Here is a 26601-nt window from a genome sequence, read left to right on the forward strand (position 1 = left end):
CTTTATTCCTTTACAAACTCGCTAACAAGGGAGCGAATTTGAGAAATTCCAATCTCCCAAAATTTATCATCGTCTAAATTTAGCCCAAATTTTGCGACTAAATTTTTAGGCGAATCACTTCCGCCCGAGCTTAAAAATTCAGTGTAAATTTCGGCGAAATTTGAAATTTTGCCACTTTTATACAGCCCATAAAGCGCCAAAACTAGCAACTGCGCAAAGCCATAAGAGTAGCAGTAAAACGGCGTATGGATAAAGTGCGGTATATAACTCCACCAAATTTTATATTCATCTCTAAGTTCTAGCGCCTCGCCAAACATTTTTTTGGACTCTTCTAGCCAAATTTCATTGATTTGCTCGGTGGCTAGCTCATCAGGCGAGGCGTGAATTCTGCGCTCAAATGTCGTAAATCCTATCTGGCGATACAGCGTGGCAAAAATATCTTCGAGTTTGTTTGCTATCATGGCGCGAGCCACGCTTTTATCCGCGCGCGAGAGCATATAGTCAAAGACTAGCATTTCGCAAAATACAGAGGCTGTCTCAGCTGTGGTAAGTGGCGTAAATGAGTAAAAATATCCCACGCCATAGCTTAAATACTGGTGGATTGCATGACCTAACTCGTGCGCTAGGGTGAATACATCGCGACGCTTGGCGGTGAAATTTAGTAGCACAAACGGGTGCGTATCAGCCGAACCAGAGTGCGAAAATGCACCACTTTGTTTATTTGGCTTTGGCATTGCATCAATCCAGTTTTTCGCAAACGCTTCCCTTGCGATTTGCCCAAATTTAGGGTTAAATTTATCAAAGGCGTCAAGGACGATTTGTCTGGCCTCATCAAAGCTAAATTTGCTATCGTCGTTTAAATTTAGCGGTGCGTATCGATCAAAATCATAGAGCTTTTCAAGTCCCAAAATTTCGCGCTTTTTATCATAGTAGCGCCACACTAAATCAAAATTTCGCTCGGTTGCGCTAATGAGCGCATCGACGCTTGATTTTTCGATTTGGTTTTCTTCGTGCATGATTAGCTCGCCTTGTGCGTATCCGCGAAGCTCGCAACTGATTTTAAGGCTAGTTTTTATCATATTATAAATGTAGGTTAAAAGGTGTGAATTTTGCTCTAAGACCGCACTTAGCGAGACTGCGGCCTGCTTGCGTGCATTTCTATCGCTATCGTAAAGGTGTGATAAAAGCTCCTCTTCACTGATTTTCTCGCCCCCAAAGTCAAATTTTAGCCTTGCCATACTCTCATCAAACAGCCTCGAAAACGCCTCTGCGCCAACCACGCTCGTTTTTAGCAAAACCTTTTCTTCAAGCAGGCTTAACTGGTGCGATTTGTGTTTTTTAAGCAAATTTAAATAGTAAGCAAAACGCCCGCTACCCGCGATGAAATTTTGCGCTCTCTCCTCGCTAAGCTCGTTAAATTCTAGCTCGAAAAATAGCAAATTTTGGGCGATATCGTTGCAGATTTGCTCCACTTTGGCTTGCCTTGCCCCACGCGTAGTATCTCTGGCGAAATCTAAATGCACGAAGCTCATAATCTTTGAAATTTGCGCGTTTATGCGCTCGTATTCGCCTAACGCTTCGCAAAATTCATCGCAGGTTAAATTCGCTAAATTTCCCCTAAATTTCGCCTCAAATTCGCTAGCCTTAGTGCGTGTATTTTCTATGGCAAGCTCAAATTTTTCCTCGTTTTGAAATAATTCACTCAAATCCCAATTCATACTTTTCCTTTAAATTTTTGGCGCAATTCTAGCCAAAAAGAGTTATACAGTGGTAAGCGACCAAAAATTTGGTCGCTTAAATTTTTAAATTTTAATGTTTTGAAGTTTGTGAAACGATAATTGTAAAAAGTGCGTCGGTAGAGCTATTTAGGGCTGTTTCCATTGAGTCTTGGATTACAGAGATTATGACACCGACGGTGATGACCTTAAATGCGATATCGTTGTCGATACCAAAAAGCGCACAAGCAAGCGGAATAAGCATAAGCGAACCGCCAGGCACGCCACTTGTGCCACATGCGCCCACGGCTGAGACTACGCATAGAAGCAAAGCTGTGCCAAAATCTGGGTGAATTCCTAGCGTGTATGCAGTCGAAAGTGCCAAAATAGCGATAACCACAGCGGCTCCCGCCATATTTACGGTAGCTCCTAGTGGGATAGAGATAGAGCTTAACTCATCATCAACGCCAAGTTTTTTGCAAAGGTTCATATTTACAGGGATATTCGCAGCCGATGAGCGTGTGAAAAACGCTGGAATTCCGCTCTCTTTAAGGCAGGTAAAGACGATAGGGAAAGGGTTTTTCTTGGTTACGAAAAATACGATTAGCGGATTTACCACAACAGCTACTAAAATAAGTGCTAGCACAAGCACGCCTGTAAGCTTAGCATAGGTTGCTAGACCTTCCACGCCCAAATCATACACAGTGTAGGTAATAATGCCAAAAATACCGATTGGCGCAAGCTGGATTACGACTTGGATTATTTTCGTTACACCTTCGCTTAAATCGCCGATGAAGCGTTTGGTTTCGTTCGTGCAAAATTTAAGCGCGATTCCAAGTCCTACCGCCCATGCGACAATACCGACATAATTACCGCTAGAAAGGGCATTTACAGGGTTATCAACGATTTTGAAAAATGTAGTTTTTAGCACTTCCCAGACATTTGCAGGTGCAGGTGAGTTTGCCGCGTCAACGCCATCAAGCGCAATCGGAGTCGGAAACATAAAGCTTACTCCAACGCCAACAAAAGCAGCCAAAAGCGTGCCTACGATATAAAGCACGATAACTCTTTTTAGTCCTGTCGTGCTTCCAAAAGTTTTATTGACAAGCGAACTTAAAATTAGAATAAAAACTAGCACTGGGGCGACAGCTTTAAGCGCACTTACGAAAAAATCACCAAACAATCTAGCCAAATTCGCTATATTACTCCACGCATTTGTTTCACCGCCGTCTAAATCCAGCCCAGATACACCGACCCTAGCAAAATACCCTAGCGCAGCACCGAGCAAAAGTCCGATGATAATGCGCATTATCAGGCTTTTGTTGCTGTAACTTTGTATTAGCTTATCTAAATAAGTCATCTTGCCTCCATTTCAATGAGTAAAATTTGTCGCAATATATCTAAATTTTTATTTAACATTATTTAAATTCTTTAAAAATTTAATAAAATTTCATTTTACATTAAATATTAAACGCTAGAATTACGCCCAAAATTTTCAAAATTTTAGGAGCTTAAATGTATCTATTCACGAGCGAGGTCGTAAGCCCTGGTCACCCAGATAAATGCGCCGACATAATCGCAGATTCAATTGTCGATGAAATTTTAAAAAAAGATCCCAAAGGACGCGTAGCTAGCGAGGTTTTCGTAGCGGGCAAACATATCGTAATCGGCGGCGAAGTAAATGCCAAGGTCGATTTTACACACGATGATTATCGCCATATCGTCAAACGCGCTCTTAGCGACATTGGCTACAATGACAATCCATTTTTTACCCGCGAGCAATGCCTACACCCGCAAGATGTCGAGGTCGATGTATATCTAAACCAACAAAGCCCAGATATCAATCAAGGTGTAGATCAAGAAAGTGGCGAGATCGGCGCGGGAGATCAAGGCATAATGTTTGGCTTTGCGAGCTCGGAGACGCAAAATTTCATGCCAGCAGCGATTACTTATGCAAGGCTTCTTTGCGATAAGGTTTATGAGTATGCCAAAACTCACCCAAATCAGCTTGGTGTGGATATTAAAACACAAGTTACGCTTGATTATGGCACGAAGTCAAATTTTGAAGACTGCAAACCACAATCAATCCACACAATCGTAGTAAGCGCGCCTTGCGTGGAGAGCATGAGTATCGAATATGTGCGCGAGCTAATCCAAAATTTAATCGACACAGCAGGCCTTCCAAAAGAGCTTTATCAAAAAGAAAAAACCATAATTTATATCAACCCAACAGGTCGCTATGTAAATCACAGCTCGCTTCACGATAGCGGTTTGACTGGACGCAAACTCATCGTCGATAGCTTTGGCGGATATTCGCCGATCGGTGGTGGCGCGCAATCTAGCAAAGACTACACCAAAGTCGACCGCTCGGGGCTTTACGCAGCGCGCTATATCGCTAAAAATATCGTCGCAGCAGGGCTAGCGAAAAAATGTATAATCCAGCTAAGCTATGCTATCGGCGTAGCAAAACCAGTTAGTGTGAGTGTCGATTGTATGGGCACAAACGCTGGTATTGATGATGATACACTATCGAAATTTGTCCTCGAAAATTTCGCCCTAACCCCACGCTGGATTACTGAGAAATTCGGCCTAGACAAACCAAGTGCCCAGACATTTTTATACGCAAAAGTAGCTGCTTACGGCCAAGTCGGCAACCCAAAATACCCATGGGAGCAACTCGATAGCGTAGAGCTTTTCAAATCTTTGAAAAAATAAAATTTCGCAAGGAATTTAACCTTGCGAAATTTTTAAATTCTTAGTTATTTTATGACAATTTAATCTTAAATTTAACTCCGAGAAATTCCGATAAATTCGGCGAAATTTAACACTTTTTTAAGTAAAATTTTTGCAAAATATCGCATACTTTTAAGGGGTGAAAATGCAAGAAAAACACTACGAAGTCGTCATCGTCGGCGGCGGTATTTCTGGCGGTGCGCTAGCATACACTTTGGCGCAATACACTGATATAAAATCCATCGCAATCATCGAAAAATACGAGGGTTTAGCCACGCTAAATACAAAAGGCACGGCAAATTCACAAACGATCCATTGTGGCGATATCGAGACAAACTACACAATCGACAAAGCCAAAAAGGTCAAACGCGCAGCCGATATGATTGCGAAATACTGCAAAAAGCACGATTATATCGGTAAATTTATCTTTGAAGGGCAAAAAATGGCAATCGGCGTGGGCGACAGCGAGGTCGCTTTTATCAAAGATCGCTATGAGGTTTTCAAAGAGCTTTATCCGTATTTGGAATTTTATGACAAAGACAAGCTAAAACAGATCGAGCCAAAGGTCATTTTCGATAGCAATGGCAACCCTCGCCCCGAAGATGTCGCAGGTCTTGGCGTGCAAACTGGCGCATATACCACGATTGATTTTGGCGCGATGACAAATACCCTAGTCGAAAATGCGCAAAAAACAAAGGGCAAAATTTGCGATTTATACCTAAATTCTGAGGTTCAAAATATCACAAAGGTAGGCGATAAATTTTATATCCGCACTGCAAATAAAATTTCAGTCAGCGCTGATTTCGTTGTAGTCGATGCGGGCGCGCACTCACTGTGGCTAGCGCACAAAATGGGCTATGGCAAAAACCTTAGCGCGATTTGTATCGCTGGAAGCTTTTATCTAACCAAACAAAAATTACTAAACGGCAAAGTCTATATGGTGCAAAACCCAAAACTCCCATTTGCCGCACTTCACGGAGACCCTGACCTGCTAGCTGATGGTTGCACGAGATTTGGCCCTACTGCGCTAACTATGCCAAAATTAGAGCGTTACAAAGGCTGTCGCTCGGTGCCTGAGTTTTTCCAGTCCCTAAATTTCACGCCAAAGGTCGCAAAGGTATTTTGGAACAATTTCGGCGATAGCGATGTTAGAAATTTCTTGTTGCGAAATATCGCGTTTGAAGCCCCAGTTTTAGGCAAAAAACTCTTTGTCAAAAATGCCAAAAAAATCATACCTAGCATTAGAGAAGAAGACATTTACTACGCCAAAGGTTTTGGTGGTGTAAGAGCTCAAATCATCGACCAAGACAAGCTTGAATTGCTTTTAGGCGAGGCTAGAATCGACGATAATAACGGCGTGATTTTCAATATGACTCCAAGCCCGGGTGCGACAAGCTGTTTTGGCAACGCAGAGCGCGACGCTATCTCAATCTGCTCGTTTTTGGGCAAAAAATTCGACGCTGAAAAATTCGAAAACGAACTTGTAAAATAATCAAATTTATGCAGAATTTTTCTGCATAAATTTTACTTTTAAATTTCAAATTTCAACACAAAGGAAAATTTAATGAAAAAAGCAAAAATCATAGCCACGCTTGGCCCAGCTAGCGATAACGAAGAGATAATGGAAGCCATGGTTAGGGCTGGGGTCAATGTTTTTAGACTAAATTTTTCGCACAACTCGCACGAATATCACGCGCAAAATGTCGCAAAAATCCGTAGCGTGGAGAAAAAGGTCGGATTTCATATCGGGATTTTGCAAGACATCTGCGGCCCTAAAATCCGCATTGGCGAGCTTGATACGCCCTTCGAACTAAAAGCCGGCGATAGGCTTGATATCTACGCAAAAGAGCAAATCGGCACCAAAATCGCCCCACACCACTATGCTCTTAGCATTAATCAACCCCAAATTTTGCCTATGCTAAAAGCTGGCGAATATGTCTATCTCTACGACGGCATAATCCGTGCTAGGGTCGCTCACAGCGGAAACGATGTCGTCCAAACCGTCATCGAAAACGACGGCACTCTAAGCTCGAAAAAGGGTGTAAATTTCCCAAATACCGTTCTTGGCATAGATGTCATCACGCCAAAAGATAGAGCCGATATGGAATTTGGCGCCACTCTTGGCGTGGATTTTGTGGCAATCAGCTTTGTGCAAAGCGCAAACGACATAATCAAAGCAAAGAAAATTTTGCGCGCCTCTGGCTCGCACGCCCATGTTTTGGCAAAAATCGAAAAATTTGACGCTGTGGAAAATATAGATAGCATTATCGACGAGAGCGACGGAATCATGGTCGCTAGGGGCGATTTGGGTATCGAGGTGCCGTTTTACAAGGTGCCTTCAATCCAAAAATTGATTATCAAAAAGGCAAACGAAGCCGCCAAACCAGTCATCACAGCTACTCAAATGCTTCTTAGCATGACACGCAACGAAACAGCCACCAGAGCCGAAATCAGCGATGTCGCCAACGCCGTGCTTGACGGCACAGACGCTGTAATGCTAAGCGAAGAGAGCGCAGTAGGCATAAATCCAGTCGCTGTCGTGCGCGCTATGTCGCATACGATACTAGAAGCGCAAGAGATCTACGCTTACAACCGCTTCAAGCACGAAAACCACGATAGCACCGATATCATGGCAGAATCTGCCGTTAGGCTAGCAGGTCAGCTAAACGCGGATAAAATCATCGCCCTAACCTCCTCTGGCAAACTAGCCGTGCAAATGGCGAGATATCGCCCAAATATCGATATCCTAGCCGTTACTCACGATATAAACACAGCGCGCTATCTCACGCTTTGTTGGGGTATAGGCCAAAGCCTAGTTATAGCAGAAGAAGCCAAGCTTCACACGCTTATGGCAAAGGCTATCAAAAGCGGCGTGGATTGTGGTGTAATCAAGCTTGATGGAACATATATCATGACGGCAGGTTATCCAACAGGTGTAAGCGGGACTACAAATCTTATCCGTATGTTAAAGGACGAGCAAATATCCTACTACTTACTAGACGCGTAAAACCTAGTAAATTAATAAAATTTGTCGAATTTACTAAAAATTTAAGTAAAATTTAGCTTTATTAGCAAATTTTTGGAGTATAATACGCCCCGTTTTAAAGGAAACGAATATTTTATTTAAAAGGAGCAAAGTTATGAAAAAATTAGTTTTCTTAACATTGTTTGGTGTTGCGAGTTGTGCATTCGCTGGTATAGCTGAGGAAATGGACGCAAAATGTGAAGCAGGAGATTATCAAGCTTGCACTGAGCTTGGTATGAAATACTACCGCGGTCAAGATGGTTTGCCACAAGACCACGAGAAAGCTCACTCATATTATGATAAAACTTGTAACCAACACAATTACGCTGAGGCTTGCTACCGCGACGGAATATTTCACTCAGTAGGCGTTGGTGCAGAGCACAACCACGATCGCGCAATGCTATCTTTGAAAATGGCTTGCGATCAAGGTCATGAAAAAGCTTGTAAAATGGCAGAGAGAATCAAAGACGATAATTAATCGCTATTTTTACTCTGTTTTTACCACTGCGCCGATAAAATTCGGCGCAAATTATCGAATTTACACAAAATTTAATTAAAATTTAACTCTATTATAACTATTTTAGTGTATAATCACGCGTTCCAAAGGAAACACATATTATTTTACAAGGAGAAAGTTATGAAAAAACTAGTTTTCTTAGCACTATTTGGTTTTGCGAGTTGCGCATTCGCTGGTCTAGCAGAGGATATGGACGCTAAATGCGAAGCAGGAGATTATCAAGCTTGCACTGAGCTTGGTATGAAATATTTCCGTGGCGAAGATGGCTTACCAAAAGACTATGACAAAGCTCACACATATTATGACAAAACTTGCAATATCGCTAAATGGGCTGAGGCTTGCTACCGCGACGGTATCTTCCACTCAGTTTTAGACGGCAAATGGCATAATCACGATCGTGCAATGCTATCACTATCAATGGCTTGCGAGCAAGGTCACCAAAAAGCTTGCTCTATGAAAGAAAGAATTGCTAACGATAAATAATCGTTATTTTACTATTATTTCTACTTCGGCGCCGAATTTTTCGGCGCTTTTTTTATGCCCGAAAATTCTTTGTCATTGTAAGAAGCATTATTTTTGTCATGAGCTTTCGCTACCGCAAGTTCCTAAATACTGCCCGATTTTTGTCATTGCGAGCGCATTGCGACGAATTGTTATTTTTGTCATTGCGAGCAAAAGCAAAGCGTCAAGACGCTTGCCGAAGCAATCCAGGGAAATTTAGATAAATTTTGATTAATTCAAATTCTCTCTAAATTTTACTGGATTGCTTCGACCACTGCGTGGTCTCGCAATGACAAAGCAAATAAAATTTGCAAAATTTCTCAATGACACAAAATCGGTGCAGTATTTCAAGGTTGCGCCAGCGTGAAATTTCAAAATTTCACAGAATTTCAAAATTTATGTTTCAGCTCCAAGCTAAGCATATCCGAGATTTTCTCGGCCTCGAAATACTTCGCCTGCGCCTTCATATAAGCGCACATTTGGCGGTCTTTCTCGCAAATGCCATGCTCCAACAAAAACTGCACCGCAAGCGAATTATCCATAAGCGCAGAAAATTTAATAAAGCCTTCAAGCTCCTTTTTATCGAGCTCATTTATCCCTTTATACTTCAAACTCTCCTCGAAAAACCGCATTTTATCGGCGTGAAATTTTGAAAAATCGTAACTCTGCGCAATACGCCTAAGATCGCTTGGCGGGGTTTTTAAAAGATAATCAAGCGTGATATTTTGGTTCTTGATAAACTCCGCCTCGCTCGAAGTTATATCAGCGACCACGCCATTTCCTAGCGGTGCGCCATTGGCCAAAAAATATGCAAACGCGTCGAAATTATCGCACGCACTAGCCATTTTAGCGTCGTTTTCGCTAGGTTTGGCGCCACTACTTACTAGCAAATCTATTAGCGCAAACAGCTCCTCGCTATCAAATTTAGTGGAATTTTCGTCATTTTCCACACCTGCGCCGATATCGCAACCATAGGAATTTACGATATTTAATGGATTGTCAAATTCGCCCTCGTTATAATTCAAATTTGGGCTGAATTTTAAAATTTCAGAGATTTTGTCGAAGTCAAATTTGCCTGTGCGCGAAATTTTGGAATTATAGATAAAATGCGTGAAAATCCGCTCGCCATACTCGCCAAATTCCTCATTTATGCGCTCAGCATTTGCGCGCGCAAAATCCAAAAGTGCGTCTAGTGCGCTAGAAATTTGCTCATTTGTAGCGTTTTCGTCATGGAAAATTTCAAAATTTGGCGCAGTATCTGCAAAAATACCATTACTAGAATTTGCGTCCAAATTCGGCGCAGTATCAGAAGCAGTATCGGGCGCAGTATCCACAGAAATACTCTCGCTTAAATTTTGCGTAAAATTTTGTGATAAATTCTGCGTAAAATTCTGTTCATTTGCGCTAGCCAAACAAACGAACGCAACCAAAAAACAAAAAATTCCGCCCATTTGCCCTATTTTCACTATAACTCCCTTATTGGCTTGTGCATGTAGTAGTGGTCGCAATACTGATTGATGAGTGCGCCGTCTTTGGCGTAAATTTTAAGCTCATATTCGATAAATTTTTTGCCAGTTGGGACATTTTTGTAGGTCATTTTATCGGGTTGCTGCTCTTTCCTAAACTCCGCAAACTCGCTAGGTATCATCTCAAATGAGGCTATATCGTCGATTTCGTAGCCCTCTTTTAGCCCAAAATGATAGCCATTAGTCCTATGTAGCGGGCTATTGGTATATGATCTGGAAGTGAATTTGCGCTCTAAATTTAAAAAAACTATCGCTGTTTCATTGCCTATATTTTCGCAATATTTATTTTTTTTATCTGTATCCGTGAAAAGAAATAAACAAAATTTATCCCCGCAAATCGCCTTTTGTTTTTTGTATTCTACTGGCCATTTGCTCATATTTGAGGTGCGGATTTTCTGCACTCCTTGGGCGGTTTTGATCTCATAGACATTTTCATCTACTGGCAAAACCTCGTTATCTCCGTGAAATTTGCCGTATTTTTGAGGCGTGATTTCGGTATTTCTATTTAGTTTTGGTGGGAAATCGTAAGCTTCAAGCGGGATTTGCAATCTTGAAATCGCCTCGAAATTTTGCTCGGCACTGCTAGGAAACCACACCGTCCTACCCGGGTTTGAGTGCAAATCAAACGAGCCAATGTATTGCCTAGTGATTTTATGCGCAGTTTGCTTGTAAATTTCGTTTGCGCCCTCTTTTAGGGTGATATTCCACGATTTGTGCCTGAAAAATTTCTCCTTTTTTCGCACTTCCTCGCTTGGCGAAAAATCATCTTCTATGTATAAATAGTGCTTCCCCGGCATATCTTCGCCCAAAAGATAATCAAACGACAAGCGGTCGTTGTAGCGAAGCCACACGCCATGCTTATCTCGCAAGTAAATATAAGGCACGCTAATGGCATCAGGAAATGCCCCCTTAATCGCATTTTCCCAAAATATAGGCTTTGGGGTTAAATCCGCAGGAAAGGGGTTTGCTTGGGTGTTTTCAAACTGGCTTTCGTAATTTGTGTTTATATAATCGCAAGCGTCGCTGGGCTCGCGTGGATCGCATCCAGCTGGCGGCGTAAATAAAATTAAAGCATTAAAAAAAATAATAATAGCAACGCCAAAAACAAAAAGCAAAAAACCAACAATACCAAAAACCCAAAGAAAAAATTTGAAAATTTTTTTAATCATTATTTTTATAGCGAATTTCAACCGATTTTTTGTGTGCTGTGAGCCCCTCAGCCTGCGCTAGCGCCATGCACGCTTCGCCCAGAGCGTCGATTGCGCCCTTGTTTAGCGCGATTATCGAGCTTCGTTTGATAAAGTGATAAACCCCAAGCGGTGAGAAAAATCTAGCACTGCCACCAGTCGGAAGCGTGTGGTTTGGCCCCGCCAAATAATCCCCCATAGCCTCAGGCGTGTAATGCCCCAAGAAAATCGCCCCTGCGTGCTTAATGCGCGCAAGGTAATCGTAGGCGTTGTCCATGGCGATTTCTAGGTGTTCGACGGCTAGGTCGTTCATCAAATCTATCGCCTCGTCGAAATCTCGCGCGATAATAATCGCACCCTTGTCATCAATGCTCTTTCTAGCGATACTCTCGCGCTCTAATGTAGGCAAAATTTTATAAATTTCATCTTTTACGGCAAGGGCAAATTTCTCATCTGCACTTACCAAAATACTGCTTGCGATCTCGTCGTGCTCGGCTTGGCTTAGCAAATCCACAGCCGTGTGATATGCACTCGCACTAGCATCTGCTAGCACGCCCACTTCGCTAGGACCTGCGATCATATCGATATTTACATCGCCAAAAACGAGCTTTTTAGCTGTGGCGACAAAGATATTTCCAGGACCCGTGATGACATCGACCTTTTCTATCGTTTCTGTGCCATACGCCATGGCTGCGACTGCGCTCGCACCGCCTACTTTGTAGGCTTTTTTGATTCCTAGCACATGCATAGCAGCTAGAAGAAGCGAATTTACCACTCCGCCCACAGCAGGGGTGCAGACTGTGATATCAGCGACACCCGCGACGATTGCAGGCACTGCGTTCATCAAAAGCGAGCTAGGATAGGCAGCCTTGCCACCTGGGATATACAGCCCCGCGCGATCTACGGGCGTGATTTTTTGGCCCAAAATTTCGCCGTGCGTGCCGAAGTCAATCCAGCTTTTTTCGAGTTGCTTTTCGTGATAGGCATAAATGCGATCATACGCCACTTTAAGAGCGATTTTTAGCTCGTCGCTTAGCTCGTCAAAAGCCTTTTTCATCTCATCTTGCGAAATCGCCAAATTTCCCTTAACTTCCCATTTGTCAAATTTGGCTATTTGCTCGTTTAGCGCCTCATCGCCACGCGCCTTGATATCATCGATGATACCGCTTACGATCGGCATTACCTTTTGCATATCCATATTGCCACGATTTACCAGAGCCTCGAATTCTTGCGCGAAATTGCTATCTGTGCTTTTTAAAATTTTCATATTTAATCCTAAAATTTTGATTGTAAAAATTTGAAGTTTATAGCATAATTTGGTTTTGAATTTAATAAATTTGGGAATTTAATGTCATTGCGAGATTTCCGCTACCGCAAGTTTGAAATACTGCCCCGATTTTGTCGTTGCGAGCTTTCGCAGAAAGCGAAGCAATCTACGAGTATAAAATTTAAAATGCGTGTTTTTGCTGTCATTGCGAGCGTAGCGAAGCAATCCAGGGAAATTCAGATAAATTTTGATTAATTTTAAATTCTCTCTAAAATTTACTGGATTGCTTCGTCGCCTTGCTCCTCGCAATGACATGGATTATAGCGTTTGGTAATTTTCACTCGTAGATTGCCACGACCACTTCGTGGTCTCGCAATGACAGATTGGGCATTGCGAGAATTAAGAGTTTTCGATTAAGGCGATTTCGTCGGCGGTTAAGTTATAAAGTGCATAAACAAGCGAATTTAGCTCGTTTTCGCTTCTTAAAATTTGCGATTTTAGGCTTAGTGTCTGTGATTTGTATTCGCTAAAAAAGCCTTGATAGTAATTTTTAAATTTCACTTCGGCAAGTTTGTCGGCGAATTTTTCTTTTTTGGCTTTTGCGTATTCTTTGATAAATTCGTCGAATTCTAAATTTTCAAATTCGGCTAGTTTTTGCGGTATTTTTTCTAAATTCAGCTCACGCAAAAATTTGGTTTTTGTGGTTTGTAAATTTTTATTTAATTCCAAAAGCAAATCAACCTTTTGAACAAACGGCTTTTCTTCATCTAAATTTGCAAGTTTTGGTAAGCCAAAAGGTTTTATATAATTTGTCTTAAATCTAAAATATCCGCCCCTTAGCTCTGTGCCTATATTTTTTAGATAAAACCATAAAAGTTTTGAATTTAATATCGCAAGATAAAATTTTATAAATTCGCCAAATTCATCATTTATTACTATTCCGTAACTACTACCATTTATACCATAACCGACATTATCAAAGGCGATTTGAATTCCAAAAGTTATATCAGGCACAACTAATTTTTTACTATCTATCAAATTTAAACTTTTTGGATAAATGTATAAAAACCAGCCATCTTTATCCATTTTGCCTTTTTCTCTACCACGCAAAAAAGCTTCATTTGCTTTTAAATATTCGTATCCATTTGGAAAATTTGATTTTATATAATCTTCGCTCATAGGCGTTGCTTTGCCGTTTTCAAGCAAATATGGAAAAATCACAAAATAGCGATTTTGCAAATTTGCATAGCGTTTAATGTCTTCGCCTTTTAAAATCGGTTTTAAAAGTCCGTTTTCGATTTGGACGATTTTATCTAACGCTTTGGAATAAAGCCCGTTTTTGGTGATTTGCACTAAATAAACATTATCTCCACTTGTTTGAATTCCTGCAAAAATTTTAGCAAAAACATCGCTCACTTTTAGTGGTTGAGAGTTTATCTTTTCTAAAATATTTGCTGTTTTATTGTCTGTCAAATTCCATTTATCGCTACTTAAATTTTGATATGAAATTTCGTTTAAATTTAGCGAATTTGTTAGTTCATTTGGATTTAAATGTGTAAATTTAAGCTTTTGGTTATCGTGCGATAAAATACAGATACAAGTATAAGTCGAAGCATCGCTAAAAACACTGTGGCTACCGAAATGATAGAGTTTTTCAAGGGCTTTGTTTTGGCTTAAAAATTTGCGAATTCCATTTCCAAAATCTGAAATCAAAAATTTATGTGGCAAAATAAAGCCTAATTTGCCGTTTTTATTAAGCCATTTAAAACCTTGTTCCATAAAAAGCACATAAATATCGTAATTTCCTGTGGCAGAAGTAAATTTTTGTTCGTAAATTTTACTTTCTTGTTCGTGGTGTGCTTTTAAACCTTGCACTCTGATATACGGTGGATTTCCGATAACGCAGTCGAATTTGAAATCAAACGGAAAATCTAAAAGCGAATTCGCGCATTTTATATTATTCGATAAATCAGTCAGTTTTCGCCCTTTTTGCGCGGTGCGGAGCCAAAGCGAGAGTTTGGCGATTTGCACGGCGTCGGCGTTAATATCCACGCCAAAAAGGTTGTTTTCTAAAATTTGGGGTTCTATGTCGTATAACGGCAAAGCTTCGTTTTCGTAAATTTTGCGAAATTTATCTAGGTTTTTGTGTTCGTTTATGAGAAAGTCTAACGCTCCGTTTAAAAACGCACCCGAGCCACAAGCAGGGTCGATGATTTTTAAACCAAGCAAAAATTCTTTATAAGCACGGATATTTTCTAGCGTTTGCGTTTCTGCTTTGCTAAGGCGTTTTGGGTTTTTGGGAAGTGAAATTTCGTGCAAATTTAGCCTTGACTTTTCGTTTTCGCAAATCTGCCCTAGGGTTTGGCTAATGATAAATTTCACAATGTATTCAGGCGTGTAGAAAATGCCGTCTTTCTTGCGTTTGCTATCTTTTTTGTCAAATTTATCGCCTACAATCTGCGAATTTAGCTCTTCTAAATCGCTTAGGCTTTGTTCGAAAATATGACCTAAAATATTTACGCCGATGTCGCTTGCAAAGTCGTAAGATGAGAGTTTGGCGATATAGCTTTGTAAAATTTCATCGCTAAGCCTTAGCGAATTTAGCGTCTCATCAGTGGCGAAAAGTCCGCCGTTGTAGGCTAGGACGCCGAGTTTGTCGTTTCCTTTGTCGATAGCGTCGAAGTAGATTTGCCAAATTTCATAAAGGCTAAAATCGGTGAATTTTTGGTTTTGCCACTGCTCGTGGATATCGGCAACGAAATTTGAGCGCAAAAGTCCGTAATCTTCGGCAAAAAGGACGAAAATTATGCGGTCGCAGAGTTTCTGCACTAGGCTTAAAATTTCTTTTGGCGAAATTTGCGGATTTTCTTGGACGGCGTTTTCAAAGAGTTTTAGGCGAAATTCACTAAAATCAGCGTAAAGTCTTTTTGAAATTTCTCTATCCGAATTCTCGCTTTTATCCCGCAAATCAATAGTTTTAAACGAATTTATATTTTCGAAGCAAAAAATTTGGTGAAAAAGCTCGAATTCATCTCGCGTCATAGTAAAAAGGCTGAATTTTTCGTAAGCTGTCTTTTTGTCGATATATAGGCGAATTTCATCGAAATTTGAGATGATGATATAACGGCTTTTTGAGTTTGAATTGTGATAATTAAAGGCTTGATTTTCGATTTTGTCCAAATCATGCGTTTTTTGGTCTTTTAGCTCGATAACGCCGATGACTTCGCTGTTTGCGCCTAGGATTGCGCCGTCTGCTTTTTTGGCGTCGGTTTCGTTTTTGCTCTCTCTTGCTAGGTTGAAATTTTGCGGATTTGTCGTTTTTAGCGTGTAGCCTAGGCAGGCCTCAAAAATATCGTGTAAAAAATCCGTCTGATACTCTTCTTCTTTGTAGCCTTTTATGGCGTCGATTTTGGCTTGAAATTTGAGTAAATTTTCGTAGCGTTCGTTTAGAGTTTTTTCATCTTGCTTTTGTTCTTTGATGATTTTTTCTTTGAAAAGTGCCATTTATTTCCTTTTAAATTTATACTCATATCTTTGCAGTTGCGAGATATTGCCAAGCACTCCGCCTTGGTGGATATACAGGACTTCGTTTGCGAATTTTTCGCGGTTAGCTAAAAGTGTGAGAAGTCCCACAGGGTCGTAGATTAGATCAAATTCTATGCCGGTTTGCGCGTGGGCTTTCTGCCAAATTTCATAAAGTTCGGCGTAAGGTTTGCCAAAGTGAAATTTGCGTGGTGGGGGCAAAATTTGCACGCCCGAGCGCGGATCTAGGGCGAGTATTTGCTCTCTCAGATACGAGCAATCACCCACGCAAGGCGTGGTAAAGACGCGAAAACGGCTGTGTTTGGCTAGATACGCCGCGCTCGTGCCAGTGCCACTTGGCAAAAAAATGTCAAATTCTCGCCCATTTTCGCACGCATACTCTTCGATAAATTTAGCCTGCGCGATAAATCCAGCCTCAGCCTCGCCCTGTGCAACTCCCTCTTCGATAAAAATCGTGCTCTCATCGCAAAGGCTAAGCGCGAATTCGCGGCGATTTTGCGCCACGAAAATTTCCATGCCATTTTCTAGTGCGGCGGCGAAATTCCCACACGGGCGCGCGCTTAAATTTTCGCTTAAATGCGAGATGACAAACTGAAATTTTAGCCCTTTTATGCGGGCAAAAACGCTTTCGTTATACATAGCGTTTGATTGCGAGCTACCAAAGCTTACAATCTTTGAAATGCCCTGCAAATCGGCACCGAGCAGGGATTGAAGCTTCCTTGCTTTATTGCCGTTAAAAATCCCAATCAAATCATCACGCAAAATTGCAAAGCTAAAATTTTCGATTTTTATATTTTGGATTTGTGGGGGTTGTAGCGAAATTTCGCCCGTTTTTTGCGCCTTTTCTACTTCGCGCAAATTGGCTTGAAACTCAGGCGAGATTATGGCGCGCTCTGCAAGCTCGCGCGAGTATTGCGCCCCGCCAAAGCTATCTTGTCGCATTTGCGTCAAATTCCAAAAATTTGCGGATTTCTTCCATAGCCTCTTTATTGCTAAGTGTAAATTTGATTTCGATTCTACGACTTGCATCTTTGTCCTCGACGCCGTCAGTTAGCACAGGCTGAGAATAACTGCGACCGCTTGCGATTAGGTATTTTTGTAATCTCTCGTCTTTGTTCCACTCGTTTATGAAATTCATCACCGCCAGTGCGCGCTCTTGCGAAAGGGCTAGGTTGTATAAATACCCGCCGTCGCTGTCTGTGTGGCCCTCGATGATGATTTGATCTAGGCTATTTCTGATTTCATCATTATCCATAAGTGCGCTAAAATACCCTTCTAGCGCGGTTTTAAAGCTCTCTTTGCTACCCTCTTTAAGCTCACTTGAACCCTTGTCAAAAAGCACGGACGAGTTTAGCGTCATCGCCCCGCTCTCGCTATCTATGCGGATTTTGCCACCTAGTCGCTCTTTAAGTTCGGCGATTAGTTTGACTTTTTGACCGGTTAGGTTGCGAATTCGGTTTTTGGTGACATTTAAATCGTGCAAAATTTTGTTGAAATCGCTCTCTTTTTGGGTTAGTTGATCGAGCAAAAACGCGATTTTTATCTCTTTTTCGGTAGCTTCGGTGCGAGTGTTTTTCAAAAGCTCGCTAATGTCGAAATTCTCTTTTTTGAGTTTTTCTGCCATGGCGCTGAGATCTTCGATTTGGATAAAATAGATCGAATTTTGCTTGCGAAGGTCGGTGTTTTCGACATTTAGCTTTTCAAGCTGTTCGGAAAAAATCTTATTTAAAGCCTCTAATTCAGCGGATTTTTTCTGCGAGGATTGAAGTGCGACCATAGTCTTTTCATGCTCGCTAGTTTGGGCTTTGAGGTCGTCTTGCACCAAATAATACTTAACGATAATCCCGCCGATTAGTAAAATAAAGACAAACAAAAGCCCCGCCATTAAATCAGCGTAAGCTATCCAAAAGGTCTCTTTTTCGCTGGTTTTACTCTTCATTTTGGTTTTCTTTTTCGTCTATGCTTTTAAGCGTTTTGCGTAGCTCGTCGATGATACCCTCTGAGCTTGTGTTTTTGCCTAGGCTAGAATCAAAAAGCGATTTGATTTCGTCATTTAGCTCTTTAAAACTTGCCTTAAAGCTCTCTCTTGCGTTAATTTGCTCGCTTAGCATATTTTCATTTAGGGATTTGATCTGCAAGGTAAAATTTACGATTGCCTGATTTAGGGCGTCTGCGCTGGTTTGCAGATTTGCGCTCTTTTGCTCAGATGATTTCGAAAAGCTCAAATATCCCGCTGAAATGCCGTTTTGGATCTCGACCATATTGCTCGTAACGGCCTTTAAAGACGATAAAATTTGGTCGAAATTTTTGCTGATTTCGCCGTGAGTTAGGTTGGCATTTAGTATCATTTCATTAGCCCTTTCTAACTCGCTAGTAGTTAGCGCAAGGGCGCGCTGCTCGGCGTCAATTATGCCTTGAAGTGTTTGCATTTTTTCATCGATTGCGACATTTAGGCTATCGCTAAGGGTATTTGAAGCCATAGCCATGAAAGAGCGCGAAACCTCGGCGTTGCGATCAAGTATCTCGCTAAGGTAGCTTTGCGTGATTTCCTCTTTGCTCCAAAAAAAGTTTTTTGTGGCGTTTTTGTATTTTAAAAGCAATCTTTCGAATTTGCTAATTCCCTTTTTTTCGAAATAAATCCACCAAAGCGCTAGAAAAATACCATAAATCGACACATAAAACGCCGTGCCAACTCCACCTAGAAGCCCTGCGATTTCGGTCTCTAAATTTGCGATATTTGATGATGAGAAATTTGGCATAGAAATCGCAATGCTGATAAATGTGCCCAAAATGCCCAGCATTGGGAAAACACCCACCGCGACAGAGGCGTAATTGTCATTGCGAAGCGAGTGCGAGTATTCATCTACGAAATTTTCAAATTTAGCGTCTGACTTTTTCTTAGCGCCTATGCTAAGGAGATTTTCAACGATGTAGTTTTTAAGCTGAATTTTAAAATTTTCGATACTATTTTGAAATTTCAAACAGCCAAATTCAGCATTATGCCTAGCCAAAAATAGCGCAATGATGAGCAAAAAGCCCATCATTACAATCGAGTGAAGCTCGACTTTGAAGTCGATTACCTTCAAAAATCCTAGCAAAAATATGGCGAAAATCGCCACAGGAACAAACACGATTTTCAGATAAACGCCAAGTAGTGAGCGCTCTGGGTTTTCTGGAAGCGTTAAATCTAAAATTTCTGTTGTTTTTTCCATAAATTTGCCTTAGTTTTTGTTTATACAATTTAAATTTTCAAATGCGACAAGCAATCTTTTTACCATACTTTCTTCGCCACATCTTAGCCATTTGCGTGGATCATAATATTTTTTGTTTGGTTTATCTTCGCCTTCTGGGTTACCGATTTGACCTTGTAAATATGCTCTGTTTTTGAGCTCATACTCTCTCACGCCGTCCCAAAACGCCCACTGCGTATCGGTGTCGATATTCATCTTAACCACGCCATAGCTTACAGCGTCTTTGATATCTTTTATCTCGCTACCGCTTCCGCCGTGAAAAACGAAATTTACAGGTTTGGCGTCATTTAAGCCAAATTTTTCTTGCACGAATTTTTGCGAATTTCGTAGAATTTCAGGGCGAAGCACGACATTTCCCGGTTTATACACGCCATGCACATTGCCAAAGCTCGCTGCAATCGAGAAATTATCGCTGATTTTTTTAAGTCTTTCATATGCAAGCGCGACATCTTCTGGTTGCGTGTATAAAAGCGCGTTATCCACGCCTGTATTATCCACACCATCTTCCTCGCCACCTGTTACGCCAAGCTCGATTTCTAGGCTAATTCCTAGCTCGCTCATCTTTTTAAGATAGCTTTCGCAAGTACTTAAATTTTCTTCCAAACTCTCTTCGCTAAGATCTAGCATGTGAGAGCTAAATAGTGGCACGCCGTGCGCTTTTTTATATCCTGCGCTTGCCTCTAATAATCCATCAATCCAAGGAAGCAGTTTGCGCGCTGCGTGGTCAGTGTGTAAAATCACAGGCACGCCATAATACCTAGCTAGCAAATGCACCTGTAAAGCACCTGCGACTGCGCCCATAATCGCGCCGTTTTCGCACTCTTTGCCCGCATAATAACTCGCTCCGCCATTGCTGAATTGGATAATCACAGGAGAGTTTGCCTTTTTGGCGCTCTCTAAGACAGCATTTACAGAGTGGCTTCCTACGACATTTACAGCAGGGATTGCAAAACCCTCGCTCTGCGCGTATTTGTAGAGCTTGCTAACATCATCGCCAAATAATACACCAGCTTTAACTACATCTAAAACACCCATTTTGCACCCCTTTTTTAAGATTATTTGTATTCGATTTTTGCTTTTTTAAGCAGATCTTGCGCTAATTTTTCTGAATTTGCGGCTGCTTTTTCTTGGCGGATTGAGCCTTCGATTAGAGGTTTTACCTCGCTAACTGGGACTTGGCGTTTTGCGATTTGATCCTCTTTTAAGATTACATGGTAGCCAAATTCTGTTTTAACAGGAGTTTTTGAAATTTCACCTTTTTTTAGCGCAAATGCAGCGTCTGCGAAAGGTTTAACCATAGCACCCTCTTTTGGAAACGCTGGTAGTGCGCCACCTGATTGTTTTGCGGCTGGCTCGATTGATTTGGCTTTTGCGATTTCGCTAAATTTAGTGATTAGCGCGCCACCATTTAGCCCTTTTAGCTCATCAATCACAGCCTTTGCCTCGGCGTCTGTTTTGACCAAAATATGGCGAACTTGGGCAAGTTCTGGATTTACAAATTTGGCTTTATTTTTGTTGTAAAAGTCTTGAACCTCTTTGTCGCTGATTTTGATTTTTTTGGCCTCTTTTGATTGCCATACGCGCACAGCTAGGTTGTCTTTTTGGAACTCTAACTCTTTTTTATAAACTTCGTCGTTCATAACGCCTGCTTTTTTAGCTTGTTCTACGACAAGTTTTCTAGCGATAACGCGGTTTAAGATATCTTTTTTGGTGTTTGCTGGCAGTGAAGCGAATTGTTGTGGAGCTATGCCTTGGGCTACTAGAAATGGAATAACATCGTTTTCTGTGATGTTTTTGCCATTAGCAGTCGCTAAAACTGTCGCATTTAGGCCCATGGCCACAGCCAAACTAAGTGCTGAAAAAACTAATTTGTTCATCTGAATTCCTTGTAAAAAAAATCGCAAGATTATAGCCAAAGCTGGTTAATGATTAAAATTTTGCCCGCCTTAGGATACGCATTTTCGCGTATCTATAAGCGGGTCAGTGTAATTGAAGTGAAATTTATTTTACTTCTACCTTCGCGCTTTTGCGAAGTTCTTGTAGTTTTTGCTCTAATGCAGCGCCTGCTTGTTGGCCTTTGATTAAATTTTCGATGAAAGGCTTGGCTTCGTCTTGACTAAGCTGTTTTTGAAGTTTGGCGTCTTCTTTGAGCACGATATGATAGCCTAAATCAGTTTTGATAGGGGTTTGCGTGATAGCACCTCTTTTAAGCTTGCTTGAAGCGTCCCAAAACGCTTTTGGCATCATTTCTTGGGTAACCCATGCAAGATGACCTTTGGTTTGTTTAGCCTCAGGCACGATTGATTTAGCTACTGCAAGTTCTTCAAATTTTGCCACCAAAGCATCGGCTTTTGTGTTTTTTAGCTCTTTGATAATCGCGTCAGCTTCGGCCTTTTTATTCACTGTGATATTAGATAGCAACAAAGCGGCTGGTTCGACGAAAGCAGATTTGTTTTCGTTGTAAAATTTAGCGATATCAGCGTCGCTTACTTTGATTTGCTTTGATAGTTGATGTTGATACATTTCGATAGCAATTCTATCTTGTGCTGCTTTTAGGGCGTCTTTGTATTCTTGTAGATTTGTAACGCCACTTTTTTTAGCCTCAGTGGCTAAAATTTCGATATCAATCGCTCTTGCAAGCACCATTTGTTTTTCTTGATTGCTAAGCGTGGCTGGATTTTTGCCAAGTGCTGCTATGTGCGGGGCGACCTCGGCCTCTGTGATTGGCGCGCCATTTACTGTGGCGAAAACTGTCGCATTTAGGCTTACTGCCGCTGCTAAACTTAGGGCTGAAAATAGTAATTTTTTCATTAAAATTCCTTGTAGAAAAATGCGAAATTATAACCAAAAAGCTGTTAATAATCAAAATTTTTGTGTAAAATAAGGGCATGAGAACGAAAAAAGATATAAAAGAAATCAAAAATTTATTATTGTCGCATTTTGGTGAGCCGACAACTGAGCTTAAATTTAGGAATTTATATGAGTTAATCGTCTGCGTCATGCTTAGCGCGCAATGCACCGATAAACGAGTAAATTTAATCACACCTGCGCTATTTAGGGAGTTTCCTGACATACACTCGCTGGCAAATGCAAATTTGGGCGCGCTTAAAATGCTGATAAATTCGTGTAGTTTTTTCAACAACAAAGCCACAAATTTAATCAAAATGGCAAAGTCTGTGGTGGAAAATTTCGGTGGCGAAATCCCGCTAAATGAAAAGGATTTGCTTAGCCTTGCAGGGGTCGGGCAAAAGACAGCCCATGTCGTGCTAATCGAGCATTGTGGGGCGAATTTTATCGCCGTGGATACCCATGTTTTTCGCGTATCACATAGACTTGGACTTTCAAGCGCAAAAACACCAGAACTTACCGAAAACGACCTTACAAAGGCATTTGTAAGCGATTTAAACTACCTGCACCAAGCTTTGGTGCTATTTGGACGATACACTTGCAAAGCCGTCAAACCAAAGTGTGCGGAGTGTTTTTTGGCACATTTATGCAAGAGTAAGGATAAAATTCTGTGAAATTTCGCAAGGAGCGATTATGAGAGTAGAAGATAGTTCTTACCCATTAATGGGAACAAAAATTGTTTTAGATGAGGAAAAAATCAAGCAAGAGGGCAAATATAATCTCGATGAAATGTATGCAAAAATCGATGAAATGGCGCAAGTTTGCAATATGCAAAAGCACGATAGGCATACTTTTTATGCGATAAAAGGCGAAAAAAGCTTGTCTGATTTAGGAATTTTTATTTGGTCGTATCTAATGAAAGCAAAATGGGTTACAACAAATGTTAAAGAGTGGGTGTGGCTCGATGAAGATGAGGGCGATGAGAGTTTGATGGATAAAGCAAAGGAGTATTCTAGAAAATGAAAGCACGAAAAATGATAAATTTTGATTTATCAACAATAGAGTATAGTATGGCGGGCATACTAGCCCACCATAAGTGTCAAATAAAAGATTAAAAATAATAAAATTTAATAAATTTATCCTACATTTTTAATGATTTCTCGCACGGCATTTAGGATTTTTTCGACCGATTTTAGCTCTACTTTTTCGTGCGTGCTGTGTGGCGAAGTGATATTTGGACCAATCGAAGCTGCCTGTATAGCGCTATCTTTTGTGATAAAAACGCCACACTCTAACCCAGCATGGACGGCACCAAGCTTCGCAGTTGGCACAAATTTTTGCAAATTTTTTAAGATAAATTCGCTAAATTCGCTAATTTGCGGTTGCCACGGCTCGCTAGTTTCGCCAAAAACGCACTCCAAGCCAAAATTTTCAGCCGACATTTTCGTTTGGTATTTCACCCCTTTTAAGCCCTTTTCGCTCATCGATCTAGCGTAAAACAAAAGTTCAAATTTGCCGTTTTTTTCACCAGCCAAAGATAAATTTATGCTAGTCCCGGGCAAATTTAACTCATCGTTAAAATCCCTAACGCCTTGTTTAAATTCGCAAATGAAATTTAAAATATTGTCCGAATTCGCCAAAATTTCACACTCTTTAAAACCTAAAAATTTATGCTTTATAAAATTTGGAAAATTTGAAATTTCATTTTCGAAAATTGCCGTTATATAAGCCTTTGCGGGGATCGAATTTGCCCTTTCACCGCCTTTAAAACTAACGATTTTTCCGCAATTTTTAGCGACAAATTCGGCTAAAAATTTAATCGCATTTGGCAGGTTTTTATGAATTTCGATTCCACTATGACCGCCCGGAAAATCATCAATAAAAATCTCATAGCAAAAGCCACTTTTTTTCTCGCGCGCAGTATCGCAAAGAGCGTGAATTTCGGCACTTCCTGCGCACCCGATTATGACTTCGTTTTCATCTTCGCTGTCTAAATTTAGCATTTTTTTGCTTTTTATCATGCCCTCAAATTCTCTAACGCCCCAAAGCCCCGCTTCTTCGTTGTTTGTAAGGACCGCTTCGAAGTTCTCAAACTCGCTCATCATCGCCATTATAATTGCTACACCGATTCCGTTATCAGCCCCAAGCGATGAGTTTTTTGCGCTTAAAAAGCCATCTTGTTCCACTAGCTCGATTTGCGGCGCAAGTCCCACGCCAACCATATCATAGTGAGCTTGCAAGCAAATTTTTGGATCACCTTTTATGGCATAAATATTTCCGGCACTATCAACTTCTACGCTAAATTCGTGCTTTTTTGCAAATTCCACTAAAAAATCTCGCAATTTTTCCGTTTCATAGCTAAGGTGTGGAATTTCGCAAATTTGGCGAAAATAATTCATAACTTTTTTCATTTTTCGCCTTATTTTCGCTTATCACTTACGATTTTGCCCTCGTAAGTGGTCTTTGCGATCGCTTCAAGCATTGCCTTAGTATCGGCATCATCGCGCGCTAGCACGCTGGCTGTTTTAGTTGCTAACTCCACGCGCGCGCTGATTACGCCATCGCACTCGCTTAGGGCCTTTCGCACCATTTGCGTGCAGAGCGGGCAGTGTATTTTCTCTACATAAATTTCAATCTCTCTATCGGCGAAAACCGCGCTAACAAGGGCAAATAATAGTAAAATTTTACGCATAAATTTCCTTATTTTTGTTTAATACTTAAAATTTTGGCTTTTTCGTATTTTGCGTTTTTCAAAGCCTCGATCATAGCGTTCGTATCGGCGTTATCTTCGGCGATGACGACCACTTTTTTCTCGCCCTCTTTGGCCTCGACGCTGATTACTCCCTCGCATTTTTGCAAGGCGAATTTAATCGAAGCTGCGCATAGGTTGCAATGGATTTTTCCGACTTGGATTTCGATTTCGCGCTGTGCAAAAAGCGCGCCACAAACGAGTGATAAAACTAAAATTTTACGCATAAAATCTCCCTAAAATTTCAGGATAAAATAGAAGTAAAAATATCAAAATTCCGCTTAAAATGTAAATAAAATACCATTTTTTGCGACCTGCGCCGATAACGCATGAGTTTTTGCGAAATAGCACAAAATACAGGCTCGCAATGTAAAAAACAATGGAAATCGCCGTAAAAATGGGGCGAAATCTCGCCAGCTCGTCCGTAAAGGAAAGCGCCGAAAAACTCACCCCAAAAAGCAAAAACAAAAGCGCTGGCAAACAGCACAAAGTCGCCATAAATGCGCTTATAATCGCCAGTGCGATAAATTTTAGCCTACTCAAAATTCGCGACTTTTATAATCGTAGCTAAATTCTTTCGGGTCGTAGTAATTTAGCGTTTGTCCGTCCGTTTCGCCATAAACATAGCCGAAATTGTTTATCGGAAATTGCGCTGGACGCGGACTTAGCGTGAAATCTCTGCCGTAATTAAACCCTATCCAGCACATCTCCCAGTTGCCAAAGAGATATTCGCGGATTTGCGCGATTTTTTGGTCGTCATTTGTGAGTTTTTCGCCAAGTCTGACTTTGGTGACATCGGCAGGATCTACTGGAATCCAGCCGTATCCTTTGAGATAAAACTCAGCTCTACAATGTTGTCCGCCCGAAATATGGCTAAATCCGTCATCTTTGGGTGCTGCGCCCATTTGACCTGAAAATCGTGATTTTCCAACCCTTATACCAAACATTTCGCGCGCAGGTATCCCAGCAGCCCTCGCCAAAGCCACAAAAACTGAGTTTATGTCGGTGCATTTGCCACTTAATTTACCGCTACTTAGGATTTGCTTCACATCGCCTAACCCACACCCAAGCACGCTGTTATCGCGCTCCATGGTGTTTGCCACCCAGGTGTAAATCGCCCTAGCCTTTTCTAAATCGCCTTTGATATTTCCTACGATTTCATCTGATTTTTGTTTAACCACGCCGTCGATTTGAATTTGCGTAGTTGGCTGCAAAAATTTAGCGATTTCGGGAGCTAATTTTTCGTTTTCGTTGAAATTTACCTTCGAAAAATCGGTATTTCGCTCTGTGGTTTGCACATCGAAACTGATATCAAGTATCGGAGTTTCGCTTCCGCTAAATTTCGCATAATATGTCGGAATTTCGCCCTCAGCGATAAACTTCTCCACTGCGTTTGAGCCGACCTTATAGTGCGAAATGACCTGCTGAAAATCGCTAGGAAGCACGAGCGGGACCCATACCCTGCTCTCGTTGCCGACCTCTTTGATAGCGTGTTTTAAACTAACGCTAAATTTGCGCGTTTTTTGCTCGGCTTCTTTGGCGCTCACATCAGCCAAAACCACGCTAGGAGCGAAGCTAGCGACACTTAAAATACTACTAAATTTGAAAAAATCTCGTCTTTTCATTTGAAAAAATTCCTGAATAATCTAACCAAACTTGGCTCTAAAAGGCGGGATTTTATCCTTTTAACGCTTTAAAATTGCTTTTTTAAATTTGCTTTGATAAAATGGCGCAAAATTT

General features: G+C 41.1%; 24 protein-coding genes. 7 read left to right on the plus strand and 17 right to left on the minus strand.

Annotated features, from left to right (window positions below):
• Window positions 1-2: 2 nt before the first annotated feature.
• A complete protein-coding gene (locus OFN73_RS00330; RefSeq protein WP_270861730.1) occupies window positions 3-1718 on the minus strand; it encodes a M3 family oligoendopeptidase in 1716 nt (571 codons plus the stop codon).
• Between the two features lie 91 nt (window positions 1719-1809).
• A complete protein-coding gene (gene sstT / locus OFN73_RS00335; RefSeq protein WP_270861731.1) occupies window positions 1810-3075 on the minus strand; it encodes a serine/threonine transporter SstT in 1266 nt (421 codons plus the stop codon).
• 155 nt (window positions 3076-3230) lie between these two features.
• Here sstT and metK point away from each other — a divergent pair, with 155 nt between their 5' ends.
• The 5 genes from metK to OFN73_RS00360 all read left to right on the plus strand — a co-directional run bounded on the left by metK (window position 3231) and on the right by OFN73_RS00360 (window position 8473).
• On the plus strand, window positions 3231-4430 hold the full coding sequence (gene metK, locus OFN73_RS00340) for a methionine adenosyltransferase (RefSeq protein WP_270858903.1): 1200 nt from the start codon (window positions 3231-3233) through the stop codon (window positions 4428-4430).
• 163 nt (window positions 4431-4593) lie between these two features.
• Window positions 4594-5940: an FAD-dependent oxidoreductase gene (locus OFN73_RS00345; RefSeq protein ID WP_270861732.1), complete on the plus strand. Its 1347-nt coding sequence runs from the start codon at window positions 4594-4596 to the stop codon at window positions 5938-5940.
• A gap of 72 nt (window positions 5941-6012) precedes the next feature.
• Entirely contained in the window at window positions 6013-7455 is a 1443-nt protein-coding gene (gene pyk, locus OFN73_RS00350; RefSeq protein WP_270861733.1) for a pyruvate kinase, read from the plus strand.
• A gap of 133 nt (window positions 7456-7588) precedes the next feature.
• Window positions 7589-7951 carry a tetratricopeptide repeat protein gene (locus tag OFN73_RS00355; protein WP_270861734.1) on the plus strand — a complete coding sequence of 121 codons (363 nt, stop codon included), beginning with the start codon at window positions 7589-7591 and terminating at the stop codon, window positions 7949-7951.
• Window positions 7952-8110: 159 nt separating this feature from the next.
• Window positions 8111-8473 carry a hypothetical protein gene (locus tag OFN73_RS00360; protein ID WP_270858907.1) on the plus strand — a complete coding sequence of 121 codons (363 nt, stop codon included), beginning with the start codon at window positions 8111-8113 and terminating at the stop codon, window positions 8471-8473.
• 407 nt (window positions 8474-8880) lie between these two features.
• Here OFN73_RS00360 and OFN73_RS00365 read toward each other — a convergent pair whose 3' ends face one another.
• From OFN73_RS00365 to OFN73_RS00410, 10 genes are all read right to left on the minus strand, one after another.
• Window positions 8881-9957 carry a hypothetical protein gene (locus OFN73_RS00365; protein WP_270861735.1) on the minus strand — a complete coding sequence of 359 codons (1077 nt, stop codon included), beginning with the start codon at window positions 9955-9957 and terminating at the stop codon, window positions 8881-8883.
• Entirely contained in the window at window positions 9957-11132 is a 1176-nt protein-coding gene (locus OFN73_RS00370) for a hypothetical protein (protein WP_270861736.1), read from the minus strand. The genes OFN73_RS00365 and OFN73_RS00370 overlap by 1 nt, the downstream gene beginning before the upstream one ends.
• 46 nt (window positions 11133-11178) lie before the next feature.
• Complete coding sequence (gene hisD / locus OFN73_RS00375) at window positions 11179-12471, minus strand: histidinol dehydrogenase (protein WP_270861737.1); 1293 nt, start codon at window positions 12469-12471, stop codon at window positions 11179-11181.
• Window positions 12472-12870: 399 nt separating this feature from the next.
• Window positions 12871-15975, minus strand: a complete 3105-nt coding sequence (locus tag OFN73_RS00380) for an Eco57I restriction-modification methylase domain-containing protein (RefSeq protein WP_270861738.1) — start codon at window positions 15973-15975, stop codon at window positions 12871-12873.
• Window positions 15976-16956 (minus strand): 1-aminocyclopropane-1-carboxylate deaminase, encoded by a 981-nt coding sequence (locus tag OFN73_RS00385; protein WP_270861739.1) that lies wholly within the window; start codon window positions 16954-16956, stop codon window positions 15976-15978.
• The gene (locus tag OFN73_RS00390) at window positions 16943-17953 is read right to left on the minus strand and encodes an OmpA family protein (RefSeq protein ID WP_270861740.1); all 1011 of its coding nucleotides are present in this window, start codon (window positions 17951-17953) and stop codon (window positions 16943-16945) included. Before OFN73_RS00390 ends, OFN73_RS00385 begins: the two co-directional genes overlap by 14 nt.
• Complete coding sequence (locus tag OFN73_RS00395; RefSeq protein ID WP_270861741.1) at window positions 17943-19226, minus strand: MotA/TolQ/ExbB proton channel family protein; 1284 nt, start codon at window positions 19224-19226, stop codon at window positions 17943-17945. Before OFN73_RS00395 ends, OFN73_RS00390 begins: the two co-directional genes overlap by 11 nt.
• Before the next feature lie 9 nt (window positions 19227-19235).
• Window positions 19236-20300 carry a class II fructose-bisphosphate aldolase gene (gene fbaA / locus OFN73_RS00400; RefSeq protein WP_270858916.1) on the minus strand — a complete coding sequence of 355 codons (1065 nt, stop codon included), beginning with the start codon at window positions 20298-20300 and terminating at the stop codon, window positions 19236-19238.
• 20 nt (window positions 20301-20320) lie between these two features.
• Window positions 20321-21142: a peptidylprolyl isomerase gene (locus OFN73_RS00405; protein ID WP_270858917.1), complete on the minus strand. Its 822-nt coding sequence runs from the start codon at window positions 21140-21142 to the stop codon at window positions 20321-20323.
• A gap of 124 nt (window positions 21143-21266) precedes the next feature.
• Window positions 21267-22076: a peptidylprolyl isomerase gene (locus OFN73_RS00410; RefSeq protein WP_270861742.1), complete on the minus strand. Its 810-nt coding sequence runs from the start codon at window positions 22074-22076 to the stop codon at window positions 21267-21269.
• A 77-nt stretch (window positions 22077-22153) separates the two neighbouring features.
• Here OFN73_RS00410 and nth point away from each other — a divergent pair, with 77 nt between their 5' ends.
• Both nth and OFN73_RS00420 read left to right on the plus strand, forming a co-directional pair.
• Window positions 22154-22786 carry an endonuclease III gene (nth, locus tag OFN73_RS00415; protein WP_270861743.1) on the plus strand — a complete coding sequence of 211 codons (633 nt, stop codon included), beginning with the start codon at window positions 22154-22156 and terminating at the stop codon, window positions 22784-22786.
• 19 nt (window positions 22787-22805) lie between these two features.
• Window positions 22806-23135, plus strand: a complete 330-nt coding sequence (locus tag OFN73_RS00420) for a hypothetical protein (protein ID WP_270861744.1) — start codon at window positions 22806-22808, stop codon at window positions 23133-23135.
• Window positions 23136-23248: 113 nt separating this feature from the next.
• Here the strand turns inward: OFN73_RS00420 and OFN73_RS00425 are convergent, their stop codons facing one another.
• The 5 genes from OFN73_RS00425 to OFN73_RS00445 are packed head-to-tail and all read right to left on the minus strand — an operon-like array spanning window position 23249 to window position 26486.
• Window positions 23249-24523: a M20/M25/M40 family metallo-hydrolase gene (locus OFN73_RS00425; RefSeq protein WP_270861745.1), complete on the minus strand. Its 1275-nt coding sequence runs from the start codon at window positions 24521-24523 to the stop codon at window positions 23249-23251.
• Window positions 24524-24531: 8 nt separating this feature from the next.
• Complete coding sequence (locus OFN73_RS00430; RefSeq protein WP_270861746.1) at window positions 24532-24804, minus strand: cation transporter; 273 nt, start codon at window positions 24802-24804, stop codon at window positions 24532-24534.
• A gap of 8 nt (window positions 24805-24812) precedes the next feature.
• Window positions 24813-25088: a heavy-metal-associated domain-containing protein gene (locus OFN73_RS00435; protein ID WP_270861747.1), complete on the minus strand. Its 276-nt coding sequence runs from the start codon at window positions 25086-25088 to the stop codon at window positions 24813-24815.
• Window positions 25081-25404 (minus strand): aryl sulfotransferase, encoded by a 324-nt coding sequence (locus tag OFN73_RS00440; protein ID WP_270861748.1) that lies wholly within the window; start codon window positions 25402-25404, stop codon window positions 25081-25083. The genes OFN73_RS00435 and OFN73_RS00440 overlap by 8 nt, the downstream gene beginning before the upstream one ends.
• The gene (locus tag OFN73_RS00445; RefSeq protein WP_270861749.1) at window positions 25401-26486 is read right to left on the minus strand and encodes a transglutaminase-like domain-containing protein; all 1086 of its coding nucleotides are present in this window, start codon (window positions 26484-26486) and stop codon (window positions 25401-25403) included. The genes OFN73_RS00440 and OFN73_RS00445 overlap by 4 nt, the downstream gene beginning before the upstream one ends.
• Window positions 26487-26601 lie beyond the last annotated feature (115 nt).

The sequence above is a fragment of the Campylobacter sp. JMF_14 EL1 genome (assembly GCF_027737585.1).
Taxonomy (GTDB): Bacteria; Campylobacterota; Campylobacteria; order Campylobacterales; family Campylobacteraceae; genus Campylobacter_B.

Bases quoted from the DNA above. Each gene is read 5' to 3' on its own strand.
- OFN73_RS00410 (WP_270861742.1), bottom strand. From the start codon at position 22,076: ATGAAAAAATTACTATTTTCAGCCCTAAGTTTAGCAGCGGCAGTAAGC.
- OFN73_RS00405 (WP_270858917.1), bottom strand. From the start codon at position 21,142: ATGAACAAATTAGTTTTTTCAGCACTTAGTTTGGCTGTGGCCATGGGC.
- OFN73_RS00380 (WP_270861738.1), bottom strand. From the start codon at position 15,975: ATGGCACTTTTCAAAGAAAAAATCATCAAAGAACAAAAGCAAGATGAA.
- OFN73_RS00395 (WP_270861741.1), bottom strand. From the start codon at position 19,226: ATGGAAAAAACAACAGAAATTTTAGATTTAACGCTTCCAGAAAACCCA.
- OFN73_RS00420 (WP_270861744.1), top strand. From the start codon at position 22,806: ATGAGAGTAGAAGATAGTTCTTACCCATTAATGGGAACAAAAATTGTT.
- nth (WP_270861743.1), top strand. From the start codon at position 22,154: ATGAGAACGAAAAAAGATATAAAAGAAATCAAAAATTTATTATTGTCG.
- OFN73_RS00345 (WP_270861732.1), top strand. From the start codon at position 4,594: ATGCAAGAAAAACACTACGAAGTCGTCATCGTCGGCGGCGGTATTTCT.
- pyk (WP_270861733.1), top strand. From the start codon at position 6,013: ATGAAAAAAGCAAAAATCATAGCCACGCTTGGCCCAGCTAGCGATAAC.
- OFN73_RS00435 (WP_270861747.1), bottom strand. From the start codon at position 25,088: ATGCGTAAAATTTTAGTTTTATCACTCGTTTGTGGCGCGCTTTTTGCA.
- OFN73_RS00330 (WP_270861730.1), bottom strand. From the start codon at position 1,718: ATGAATTGGGATTTGAGTGAATTATTTCAAAACGAGGAAAAATTTGAG.
- OFN73_RS00360 (WP_270858907.1), top strand. From the start codon at position 8,111: ATGAAAAAACTAGTTTTCTTAGCACTATTTGGTTTTGCGAGTTGCGCA.
- sstT (WP_270861731.1), bottom strand. From the start codon at position 3,075: ATGACTTATTTAGATAAGCTAATACAAAGTTACAGCAACAAAAGCCTG.
- OFN73_RS00385 (WP_270861739.1), bottom strand. From the start codon at position 16,956: ATGCGACAAGATAGCTTTGGCGGGGCGCAATACTCGCGCGAGCTTGCA.
- OFN73_RS00390 (WP_270861740.1), bottom strand. From the start codon at position 17,953: ATGAAGAGTAAAACCAGCGAAAAAGAGACCTTTTGGATAGCTTACGCT.
- hisD (WP_270861737.1), bottom strand. From the start codon at position 12,471: ATGAAAATTTTAAAAAGCACAGATAGCAATTTCGCGCAAGAATTCGAG.
- OFN73_RS00355 (WP_270861734.1), top strand. From the start codon at position 7,589: ATGAAAAAATTAGTTTTCTTAACATTGTTTGGTGTTGCGAGTTGTGCA.
- OFN73_RS00445 (WP_270861749.1), bottom strand. From the start codon at position 26,486: ATGAAAAGACGAGATTTTTTCAAATTTAGTAGTATTTTAAGTGTCGCT.
- OFN73_RS00425 (WP_270861745.1), bottom strand. From the start codon at position 24,523: ATGAAAAAAGTTATGAATTATTTTCGCCAAATTTGCGAAATTCCACAC.
- OFN73_RS00430 (WP_270861746.1), bottom strand. From the start codon at position 24,804: ATGCGTAAAATTTTACTATTATTTGCCCTTGTTAGCGCGGTTTTCGCC.
- fbaA (WP_270858916.1), bottom strand. From the start codon at position 20,300: ATGGGTGTTTTAGATGTAGTTAAAGCTGGTGTATTATTTGGCGATGAT.
- metK (WP_270858903.1), top strand. From the start codon at position 3,231: ATGTATCTATTCACGAGCGAGGTCGTAAGCCCTGGTCACCCAGATAAA.